At 39.4% G+C, this 11795-nt stretch carries 9 protein-coding genes; 6 read left to right on the top strand and 3 right to left on the bottom strand.

All coding sequences use genetic code 11. The features are described from left to right. Positions 1-6: 6 nt before the first annotated feature. The gene (gene avs2, locus GGD38_RS31305; protein WP_375303303.1) at positions 7-4728 is read right to left on the bottom strand and encodes an AVAST type 2 anti-phage system protein Avs2; all 4722 of its coding nucleotides are present in this window, start codon (positions 4726-4728) and stop codon (positions 7-9) included. Between the two features lie 79 nt (positions 4729-4807). Beyond that, positions 4808-5611: a hypothetical protein gene (locus GGD38_RS31310; RefSeq protein WP_375303302.1), complete on the bottom strand. Its 804-nt coding sequence runs from the start codon at positions 5609-5611 to the stop codon at positions 4808-4810. A 469-nt stretch (positions 5612-6080) separates the two neighbouring features. Here GGD38_RS31310 and GGD38_RS31315 point away from each other — a divergent pair, with 469 nt between their 5' ends. Together GGD38_RS31315 and GGD38_RS31320 are read left to right on the top strand one after the other, a co-directional pair. Beyond that, positions 6081-7061: a phage integrase SAM-like domain-containing protein gene (locus tag GGD38_RS31315; protein ID WP_375303301.1), complete on the top strand. Its 981-nt coding sequence runs from the start codon at positions 6081-6083 to the stop codon at positions 7059-7061. A 364-nt stretch (positions 7062-7425) separates the two neighbouring features. Further along, complete coding sequence (locus GGD38_RS31320; RefSeq protein ID WP_375303928.1) at positions 7426-7509, top strand: DUF4287 domain-containing protein; 84 nt, start codon at positions 7426-7428, stop codon at positions 7507-7509. A 269-nt stretch (positions 7510-7778) separates the two neighbouring features. Here the strand turns inward: GGD38_RS31320 and GGD38_RS31325 are convergent, their stop codons facing one another. Next, on the bottom strand, positions 7779-8051 hold the full coding sequence (locus GGD38_RS31325; RefSeq protein ID WP_375303300.1) for a hypothetical protein: 273 nt from the start codon (positions 8049-8051) through the stop codon (positions 7779-7781). A 760-nt stretch (positions 8052-8811) separates the two neighbouring features. Between GGD38_RS31325 and GGD38_RS31330 the strand changes: the two genes are divergently transcribed. The 4 genes from GGD38_RS31330 to GGD38_RS31345 all read left to right on the top strand — a co-directional run bounded on the left by GGD38_RS31330 (position 8812) and on the right by GGD38_RS31345 (position 11493). Further along, a complete protein-coding gene (locus GGD38_RS31330) occupies positions 8812-9249 on the top strand; it encodes a hypothetical protein (RefSeq protein WP_375303299.1) in 438 nt (145 codons plus the stop codon). A 703-nt stretch (positions 9250-9952) separates the two neighbouring features. Continuing rightward, complete coding sequence (locus tag GGD38_RS31335) at positions 9953-10597, top strand: site-specific integrase (protein ID WP_375303298.1); 645 nt, start codon at positions 9953-9955, stop codon at positions 10595-10597. Positions 10598-10620: 23 nt separating this feature from the next. Then, entirely contained in the window at positions 10621-11091 is a 471-nt protein-coding gene (locus GGD38_RS31340; protein WP_375303297.1) for a hypothetical protein, read from the top strand. A 9-nt stretch (positions 11092-11100) separates the two neighbouring features. After that, positions 11101-11493, top strand: coding sequence for an ORF6N domain-containing protein (locus tag GGD38_RS31345; RefSeq protein ID WP_375303296.1), 393 nt, complete (start codon positions 11101-11103; stop codon positions 11491-11493). Positions 11494-11795 lie beyond the last annotated feature (302 nt).

The following is an 11795-nucleotide window of genomic DNA, read 5'->3' on the forward strand; positions in this document are numbered from 1 at the left end:
GGAAGGTTAATCGTCTGATGTTATAATATTAAATACGCCAGTAATCTTGTCGATATCCAGATAGTAATAACCAGAGATTGTAGAATAAAAATTACCAAATTGATTGTCATCCCGGAGTAGGCTTCTCTTCTCTCCCAAAACTGTCCAAAATATTTCATAACCTTGCTCCTGCAAAAACTGTCCAAGATTTTTCTTGCGTATTAGTAATCCTTTTTGATCGGTAAAAAATGCAACCAATATGCCCTGCTTATCATATATTTCACCATCAGTGTCGCCATACTGCAGTTGCATTCCTTCAAACAACAACTGACACGGCATTTCATAACGGACGTGTGCACCGGACTTATCTTCACTTAGCTCACCAACAGCCTCAGAACTCGCTACCATTATTTTTACTCCGGAATCTTCCAGTACTTTCCATTTTTCTTCGCCTTCACTCTTATAAGCAGGTGACCAATAATTTTCACGGTTGAATAAACTCAGGTTTGCCGAATGACTTTCCGGCATCCACCGGCCCTTGAAATTTTGTTCAGCAAGCCATTTGTGGAATTTGACCTTATCTCGTTCACGTATAATATAGGCTTGGCATAAGTACCAGATGTCTTTTCCATCCCGCGAGTATTTATCTTTTCCCACGGGCTTTGGCTCTTCCCATTTTGCCATTGTGTTCAGATATACCCATATTTCTTCTGAATCGTCTTTTCTTTCGATTACAAAACGTGGATCTGGCAAATCCTGTATAATCGTCGGCCAAGCGTCTCCACCATTATTCCAATAATGATAAGGCTCAAATGCCCACCATGGTGATTGTTCAGCTTCTATCAATTCGTCCTCTTCAGTATCATAATCGTCTTTCTTTGTAATAAAAGAAGGATTAATATCTCGCAAATTTTGCTGCCAAGGACCTTCATAAAATTTAAACTTCTTTCCTCTGTACGTATCAACGCACATTTTATAATTATCTGCAACTATCGCGAATGCCTGGTGGAAGGCTATCCATTGGTATTTTTTTCCAATGGTTGTAATTTTTTCCCTTCCATGGTATCGTAGTTCGTCTACCTGAAAATCATATGTTGTGTGATTAGTAAGACTGTATCCCATCTCATGTACCCGTTTCACCATCCACCTCTTGATAGGTTCGGTATCGAAAGCGCCACGGTGCCAATGCTGAACTTTGTTGATTATATAAGGAATGACTTTTTCTGTCACATATTTATATTGTTCGGTTGTGAGAATTAACTCTAAAATGGCAGGTATTTGAGCGAGGTTCTTTTCAACACCAGCTTTCAACAAGTCAGCCACTTCTCGACCAATAGAATGTTTTCGCGATTGTATTTGTGATTTAGTTTTTGTTAACGATTCAAATAATTTGAGTTGTGCGCGTTGCTTCGGCTTCAATGTTTTCAGAAAAGTTTTATACTCTTCGTCAGCCCTGAAGCTGATCGGGCTGAAACCACTAAAAGCATAATCGACCGTTTTTTCTCCGAAGTCCCACCTTAAAATATCAAATTTGATAAAATTGAACAGGCGGCCATGATTCTCTTTGAACTCAGCGCTTTCGTTGTCAATTTCATAGTTCTTCATTTCTTCTAGGGTGGGAAAGTCTGATAGCATTATACTTCCATACGGTGGACGTATACATTTCACGTCAATTTTTATATCTGCTTTTTTATAGAGAGCAAACTCAACCACATTCCTGGCATAATCCCTCAACAGCACATGTTCAGGTGGAATGCGGTCTTTGAAAACGGTATCATAAATATACTGGGCGACCGAGGCTATCGCAGATGCTTCTTTTGTTCTCAGCATGCACCCGTACGCTACAGCCATTAATCTTTCAGCAATGTACAGATCATCAATATTCTCAAATTTGTTAAGTATATCCAACAACGCTACTGGTTGTTCCTGTAGTAGATTCACCATGGCTTTAGTAGTCTCATCCCGTAGATTGCAATTGGTCGAGGATAAAACCCAAGCAAGGGTTTGCCCCGTTAATCTCGCCGTTTCTGCATCAACGATATTTGATATTCCCGGTTGCCATGCCCAGTCGATCAGTCGTCTGAGTGGAAAGGCACCTCCGTCATCCGCATTATGCGAATAATATCGAAAAAAAATCTGCCATTGGGCGTCCCTTTCAGGCATATCAGAGCTCTCAAGAATCGCGAAAAAACGGTCGCTATTAAATGGGTGCTCCGGTATGGTAGTAAGTTCGATTAGCCTGTTATAGAAAGTATGGTAGTCAATATTGAAATGGTCTCCGTTCACCCAATCGGTCAACTTATCGTTGTCAATACTTTGTAAGGTGCGCCATTTTAAGCTATCGAGGAGAAAATGGTTTAACCAATCGTCTATATTACCAATGAGTCTGTCGTCTTCTGCCGAAAAAGCCCAGTCATACACTTCCACAATTTCTAGTTTGAATTTTTCTGGCAACAAAACGGCCATTGCTTCAAGCAAACCCTGATTATACCAAGACGCACGCTCCAACAATTTACCTAACCGCTGATCTTGTTTGAAAGCGGCTCTAACTTCCACTTGATCTTTCAAGGGTTCCAACAATCGTAAGGCGATAAAAAAGTCTGCGAATCTTTCATAGCTGAAATATAACACCTCCAAATCATCTTCATTTTTACTATCCTTGTACGAGCTTTGTATGAATACGTTTTCGTGAATTAGGTCGTTCAGAATAAATTTGTATCTGGGAAAGCGGGTGTCAAACAACTCAATAGCTTCTTGGAGAGTGATCATCCAACCGTTCTCACGTTCTAAAAAGACTTCAGCGACTGCATCGACGGCCTGTTGTAATAAGTTGGGCACAAGTTCATACTCTTCTCTTTTCTTGGAGAGTTTCATCGATATGGCTCTTTGATAATAAGAAAACAGGTCGATGATGCCATGGAAGCCTTGGGGAAAAGTCTTTTGTCCACTACCACTTACGCCAACACATATGAGCTGTAAAAAAAGCGGGTTAGCAAATTCGGGCGCCAGTATCGGGAAGTTAGGTTGGTGCAATTTGAAATATTCACAGAAACGGCGCAGTGCTTCATACTCGTTACCCCTGAAGCCTTCATGTGTAAGCTGCACAATAGAAGGATTTTCCCGCACCTGCGGAGGGATCGTCGACTTCACGTAAGTTGTTCTTACCGTCGTGACCAATCCAATGTAAGGATACCGCTTAACTTCTTCGATAAAACCGGCCAGTTCATCAGACCATAACGCTTTTCCCGCGCCTTCGTTAAGTGCGTCAATCAGTATGAGACAGCGAGATCCTATCTGTTTGCCAATATTATTAAGACTAGTGAGCAATTGTTCTTTAGTGCATGTCAAATGGAGTTGAGATAACAGCTGGCGCCAAACATCATTGGTGTTTTTAAACAGTTGGCCCAGCAATAATATTGTTGGTTTATTTTCAGCAATCCGTCGGGTGGCTACATCACCCAGTAAGTGTGACTTACCGCAACCAGCTTCACCGGAAATCACAATGCATTTGTTATTGGAAAGCTTGATGTTGATTTTACTAAGGTCATTTAGCAATAAGTTATTGTTTTTTATAATTTCTCTTACTCTTGCTATCTGCTCATCGTAAGGGGGGCGGTAGGAATAATGTTTTTTTTCTTGTGGCGTTTGTTTGGCCATTTCAGCATATTGTAAATCAAATAATGATGACCTTTTCTCATCGAGTTGCTGGTTGAAAGTTAAAAAATCAGTTACGATGGGATCAATAATTATAGATTGCTCTGGACTCCAGCCTAGGGTTTCCACAAAAGCAACTGTCTTTTCCCTTAATTTAAGGTACTGTTCCTCGATATCGACCATTTCTGCATGATCGGTACGGTAGTAAGAAAAGTTGCGGCCGATTAGCCACCGATCGAAGGCAATTAGCAGACGTTTTTTAAACAGATTATCTTTTGCCAGGTCATTGAAGATGTGCGCAATAGGCAGTCTGAAGTTAAGTTCCCTGTTAAAACGTGGACCAAGATTATTAACAGCAACGGAAATATGTTGAGCAAAAAAATGCGTACTTAAGCCGTAGTCACCAAAAAAGGTGAAGGTAAGCAGTGGTCTGTGATGACCATTGAGCAGATCGTTAAAAGCAGCAATATACTGACAATAAATAATTCTTCCCCTTCCTTCTTCCCGATAGCGAGTAAATAAGCCAAACAGATAAGCCTGATTGTCTGTCTGAAGAAACGCGCCGCTGCCCGAGAAGCCGTTCATGCTCCAGTCGTCATAGTCCTCACGCATTTCAAGCTGAAACTTATCAACGGCGGTCATGTGCTGTTTCCATACTGGATGTATAGTGACTAATTCCTGCCCAAGGGCAGCTGCGGGAAATCCTTTGATGATAAAAGTATTGGTGGCTTCCCGTGATTTTAATATCTGCACGGAAGGAACTTTACCTAAAATATTTTCTACTTGTGCCCTGTCCAGCAACAAGATGGCAATATCATTATCCTTGTCGGGATTTATTAGTGCAGTCGATGTAGAGTACGAAAGAGTTTGATAGCGGTTTATATTAGGGTTTAAAATATCAATTTCCAGATCGTTAATAAGATTTGTAAAGGAGTCGGGTTCATCGTAAAGATTGTGGGCAGCAGTAAGGATGTAGATAGTGTCAAGGAGGTTGCTGTTAGAGTATATAATCCCTGTGCCTATCAGTTCTTTTGAAATTCCATGGCGCAGCCGCACAGTAATCTTTGATAAAGTGATATTCTCGTTTGTATTCATTGGCAAAACTAATCTTGTGGTTGGCAATATAAAAGAGTCTGTAGAGATTCTTGCATAGCAACAAAAACGCTCGAATCGTCTAGTGTTTCTGATTGGCAAGTATTCGTTCTATTTCTGCTAATGCGTAATCAATTTTAACCGAATAAATGGGAGATTTGCCATTTTGCGAGGATCTACTCCCGACTAATATGCCAGCAACTCTCCATCTGCGGCTTAATTCGTCTAGTACATAAAATGGCGAGCCTGAAAATCCACCAAGAGTGGAGCCACCCTCAATATTCGTTTCCATGCAATAATTGATTGTGTCCTCCAAGCGTCGGATTGTGTCACCCATCGCACGAACAAATTGGAATTCGTTTTGTCGAAAATCCAGCACTGTTGGCCGAAGCGCTTTCAACGTATCCTCGGAAATATTTTGAATTCCCGGGAATCCAATTATGCTTGTCCTGATCACTTTTCGGAACGGTGGTAGTAACATGTGTTCCACGGATCGCAGGTTTTTGGCGTATGGTGACGATATTGGCACAATGACACAGTCCGGCTCCTCCCATCCAGGTAGGCAAGGTTTCGTTGCACGATATGGTGCTATGTTTACCAAAAGCAAAGGGTAAACACTCTCCTGAGAGACTGCTAACAGCATCGATGTGGGAAAGTTTTCATCTGCGTTGCTATTGGAACATCCTGAGAGCACATGTTTAGCCGTAACCAGGAATAATGAATCTCCTGCCCGAATGAAAAAACAAGAGCCGCCGTGCATTTGGGCGGAACCATCGCCATCCACTGCAACGCCAAATAAATGGTAAGAATAAGGCTTTAGCGAATCTAACGTTAGATCTTGAGCAATTACAGTAAATGGAAAGAATAGTGCAATAATAAAACGCATGTAGGGTTGGGTTTCTCAAATATACTGTCATTATAAGTTTTTTTTGCGGCTTTTCCTCCTAAGTTCGTCACATTTGTAAGTAAGGCGGAATGCCAAGCCAAAAATCTACGAGTATTCGTTAATTTTTGACAATACTTCTTCAAATTGTATATATTTGGCTAGACGCCGTCCGGTCCGCTTTAATAAGTCATCTAAAACCCTCTGTTTCAGAGGGTTTTGTCGTTTAGGTTCATTTCTTAGGTCTGCTACTATTTTCTTCCATTTTGTTATTAATTTCTAATCAATCATTTATACTCTGGAATTTTTCATTTGAATAAAATAACAGGGTGCTTGCCAGGAGGCATAAATTATTTTTTTTCTTGGTATCCCAAAATATATAAATGTTTAGCTTCCATTAGTTTGGTAAAGTTTATGCTGCTTTATCTGTAGGCAGGAACCACCTGCCCGTGACAAGAAAGGAGACTTAATTATGGCAACAAAAATGGCTGTCTATTTTATCGGTAAAAAAGCCAGACTTACCCATCACCAATTACTTCCCATTTACCTGCGTGTGGTCATTAATGGAAAACGTTTCGAAATAGCTACGCACCAACATTGTGATCCTTCACTATGGCTGCCTGTTGCTGGGAAAGTCAAAGGCAATGCTGATTCTGTCAGTCAAACAAATATGGCCCTTGATGAAATTCGCAGACAAGTGTATGACTATAAAGAACGCATTGAAAAGGAAGGGCGCATGTTTAGTGTCCAAACACTTCGCGAAAAATGGTTTGGCCAGGATCGAAATTTACGTACACTTCTGGGGGCAGTTCGTTTAAATATCCTTGACTTGGAAAAGCAGGTAATTAAAGGTATTTATAAAAAATCAACGCTTACGAAATACCAAACAATGGAAAAACACCTTGCCAACTTTCTTGCGTGGCGCAACACTGGCAGTGATATACTATTAAAAGATTTAAAGCTTCCGTTTGCCGCACACTTTGTTTATTATCTACAAGCTGAAAATGGAATGGGTGTAAATTCATCTGCCAAAATGGTCAAAAACCTAAAGAAAATTGTTCGCGATTGTGTAGATAAAGAATGGTTGGATAACGATCCGTTTTTTCGGTATAAGGTTAAGCACATCGATCCCAAAGTGCCACACCTAACTGCGCAAGAACTTCAAGTTTTGCAATCAAAAGAAATCTCAATACAACGGCTTGCAGTAGTGCGCGATATATTTTTATTTAGCTGCTATACGGGGTTTGCTTATGTTGATGTTGTAAACTTAACAAGCGATGATCTTCATATTGACATAGACGGCAAAGATTGGTTAATCAAAAATCGACAAAAGACTAATATTTCAGAACGAGTGCCCATGTTTCCAGTCGTTGCAAGCATCCTTGCCAAATACAAGGATTTTCGTGATAAATCACTCAACAAAAAATTGCTACCGGTTCCCCACCAATGTTAATTTCACAAATAACTGCATCTGTATACACTGTACTAAATACGCACTACCTGAATTGTCAGGAAATTTATAAACTCGCATATTACTTAGTTTTTGCACAGACTCCCGGGCGTTTACAGTTATTGCTTAAAACGACTTATGGCATATTTACCCCTGTAATAGTCACATTTGCACATCTGAACGTCGATGTAATATCCGCAGCTTTGACTTGTCAAAACATTTAAATATTAAAGAGTAATCATTTCAAGCATATCTGGACAATATCAAACGAAAAGTGGTAATTTCGCCAATCAGTTCAAAAAGCTAGCTAAAAAGAAAGGATTCGTAAAGAAAGATGCTTTGACCGAAGAAACAAAAGCAGGAGATCATAAAATGGGTGAAAGAAGATTATGATCGCGGTCATGGACATGCTATGGTATTGGTAGCCTATTTTAAAGGTAAACGGGAATGATGGAATGGAATAAACAACTGAACCTTTATATGCTGGCTCAGTTGTTATAAAAATCATTTAGTTTATTTAAATCTCTTTAACTGCTTATCCCCATTTGTATCGCAAGTTCAACTGGAGAAAGTTCTCCATCCTCATTTTCCTGCATCAGATCTCTCTTAAGCAACAATGAAGGTTGTGCAAGAAAACGTGGCTCTGTGATCCGATGACAACATCGCCAGATTAACACAATTCATAATCCGAACATTGAGTAAAATCTTCATAACTTAGAACTATGGCCCGTCTTTAAATATGTTGAAAGTAAATGTACAATTTGATGTAGGAACTGCAGTAGGACAATTTATAATCGGCCTGATGGTTGCCCATTTTACGTTAACCCCAGGTTGAGTACTTTCAATGGTTTCAACTTTGGGACAAGTAACTGCTCCACCTGGAACATTTGTATTATAGAGACAATATAATGGGTTTTTGGCTTTAAATGCCAATGCGCCGCCAACAACTGCAAGTACAACAAGCGATGTCAAAATTACTTTTGCTCTTTTCATAATATTGATTGTTTTGTTAGCTACAATCTAAATTTTACAAAAACTATCCATCTATTCATTATACAATATTAGATGCCCATTTTTCTTTAAATGTAGCTAGTATGTTAGTATGTTAGTATGCGATGCACTATTATTGAATCTCCCGACATGTATTTTTTATATGAATTACGTTTAATCTGATCTAACAACGTATTGGTGTAAGCTAAAAAGAACAGGGGGATAAATCCATGCATGGTTACGAAAAAAATGCGATATCACACCCTTAGATACTTTTCCAAGCAAGTATAAAAAAACGTATTCATCATCAGAAATAATAAGATCCGTCTTGAATCTAATTAGATAATCAGCGCGTACCGGCGGAAACCTTATCCTATAAAGGATAGAATCTTCATCTACTCTTCGGTAGAAAGTATAGTAGTTTCTTATAGCTATTTGGACTTTGCAGATAGTTAACCTGAAAGTTGATATTGTTGAATTACATTGTCAGATGATTAGGAATAAATCGTATGATGTGCCTTAACCAGCTTTTGCAATCTTCCGGTGGCAATTGTCCGGAGCATCATTCATTCTACATGCAAGTTACATCGCCTTGTTGTTGATTTTTGTAAGAATGTTGTAGATAATTGTTGAATTATTATCGAAAAATGTAACATTCATAACCGTTTCATTGCATATGAAGACTGTCATTGAGATGGTGTCATTTTAAACTCCACCTTGAACGCATCGGCAAACGAACTTTGAGAATGATAAAAACACTTCGATGCCACTTGCTTTTTGGTCACTCCTTCTTCCAGGAATTTCTTCGAGGCTGCAACAAATTTGGAATTTACACTTACAATTTCACATTACTCAAAAGGGTATCATGTATTTAGGACACTTAGAAAACAACCCGTCGTCGATTCCAGTTCAGATCAATTCTATAACATTAGGCAATATCCATTCACCTGTTCAATTGCAACAAGCATCTTCTCAATCAAACCAGCACTTGGTTATGGGAGGGAATTCGGAAGCAATTTTAGAGCTTTTAACTCAACTAGAAAAAGATATTAAAAAGGTAGATTCAGCTTTTCAAGCCGATTTTCAAACTGAAATTGATTATGCACGAAAACAACTTGGACGCTCAAAGTCTCCTGCAGAACAATTGGGAAATATTGGAAGCTTGATCAAAGATGTTGGGATTAATGTTTTGCAAATGTAATAGCATCCCCAATTTACGAGTCAATTAAGCCACTACTATTTCCGTAGTCTAATTATCGGCTTGTATTATCATCAATTTCCTGTGATCACTTCCAGACTTCGATTTTAGTCTCTATTGTATAAATTGGGGGCTTAATTAATTGAGAACCGCGCTAATTTGTTTATCTTTATCAAGTCATGTCAAGAGATGTAAAGACATGTAAGTTTTTTGAAAAAATCAGGATTCGTCGAGGAAGCGTTGAAACCCCAACGATTATACGCTTCATTTTCAATATACTGCATTTCGGATATGGATTCCCGTCCGGTCCGCAAAAGAGGATCATCAGCAATGGTGATCCTTTTTGCATTTTATACCACTTTACTTCCAGCCGGCCTGATTTTCAGTCTTTCATAACAGCGCGGCGCTTTTATTCTTCCGACCTTTTAATTCAGGTAGACACATTGTTAAATCGACCAAAAAATGTTGTTACCGATCAAGCCAATTTGCAGAGCAAAAAGAATTCGAAAAGACGGAACTGCACCGATTTTTTTTACAGTACTGTTTTAGTGCAACGAAACGTACACTATTAAACACCGGCATTTACATCCCACCACAGTACTGGCATCCCAAACAATTACGAGTATCGCTACAGCTACCGCCTGAGTATGGTAGTCCGGTAAAATTGAATGATGAATTACATCGACAAAAAAGATTAGTCGAAGACTTGGTTGCTGAAGCGACCAGAAAACAAATTGCCGATAAGGGGGCATTTGTAAAGAAGGCGTTTTCTCCAACACTCGATTTAAGCGTCCTCGATGAACGCATTGTTACTGTCGCTAAACAGGAAATGGCAAAGAAGGAAGCCAAGCAGGATATTTATTATCAGTTTGACGAGTACATTAAAGCCAAAGAAAGCAAAGAAAGAAAAGTAAGTAAAGCTACATTGACAGTTTATTCAAACGTTAAGGGCCATCTACAGGCATTTGAAAAGTACCGGAAGGAGAAGATCAGCTTCGCCAGTTTCGATTTTAACTTCTACCACGACTTTATTGACTACCTCACCTTTGAGCATGTGCATATGCGTCGCCAGGAAGTATTAACTGGGTTAAAGCTGAACACCATTGGTAAAACCATCAAACACCTGCGCGGTTTTATAAAAGACCGGGTGAAAAGAAAGATCATTACACCCATTGATCTTACCGATTTCAAAATACCCGAAGAAGAATGCGATGCTATTTATTTAAGTCATCAGGAAATAATAGCCATTTATCAAACTGATCTCTCTGCTCATGCTCATCTCATCGAATACCGCGACCTGTTTGTGTTGGGTTGTTTAACCGGCTTACGCTTCTCCGATTTCTCTCGTTAAAGCCCGAAGATTTGCAACGGTATATGCTATATAAGAAGCAGGGGAAATCAGATCACTGGGTGATCATACCTTTACGTGAAGAAGCAAAACACATCTTCACGCGGCAGTTCAAAGAAAAGATACCAGCGCTAACCAATCCAGAATTTAACCGCCATATTAAAACCATTGGTAAACTAGCTGGATTGAACCGCTCTATTAAATTCTCCTACAAAAAGGGAAACAAAAACATAGAGGTCATCAAGCCCAAATATGACTGGATAACTTCGCATACTGCCCGCCGATCTTTCTGCACTAATGAATTCCTGGCTGGTACACCGGTAGAACTGATCATGAAGATCAGCGGCCATAAGCGAACGAAAGACTTTTACAAGTACATCCGCATTTCACCGGAAGAGGCAGCTAATAAAATAAAGGAGTTGTGGATAAAGAGGGATGGGATGCGGTTGGTACAAACCGATACTACAATTGTTTTAAAGAAAGACATTAACCATTAATATAATAAAATGGAAATAATTCAAAGTATTCAATATAGAATTTATGAAATAAGAGGCGAAAGGGTGATGCTTGACAGGGATCTGGCAGCCCTTTACGATGTAGAAACAAGAATATTTAACCAGTCTGTTAAGCGGAATGGAAAGCGTTTTCCCGCCGATTTTATGTTTCAACTAACAAGAGACGAAAGGGAAAGTTTAAGAATGCAGATGGAGAGTTCACAGAAAAGTATGTCATCACAATTTGTGATGACATACCCAAGTAGGCGCCCCAATAGTGCATTGCCCATGCTTTTACTAAAGTGCATCAAGCTTGAAAAGCTCAAACCTTACAAAATACGTTCAAGGCTTTATTTTCTGTGGGACGATATTCAAAAACTACTAAATCCAAGTCAGGCAGGTTGACTAAAGTGCTGGTCAATAAATATGTTGACATACAGATACAAAATTGTATCTAAAACTACTTCAGTTACAATTAGGAGTTAGTCGGCAGAACATACCGTTGGTATCGATGGTTGTCTCTGGATAGAGCAACGACGCAGGAAATCGAAAACATCAAAATACAACGACTGACTTAAAGAGCTCGCTGCTATTTGCGACATTGCGAAGGTGCTGACTACACACGTCGCTTGTCACACGTTTGCTACGAATTTGACCTTGTTACAATTTATACCGCAGGTCGTTGTGGATATGCAACCCCGGTGTTC

Origin of the sequence: Niastella sp. OAS944 (assembly GCA_024809215.1) — a bacterium.
Classification (GTDB): Bacteria; Bacteroidota; Bacteroidia; order Chitinophagales; family Chitinophagaceae; genus Niastella.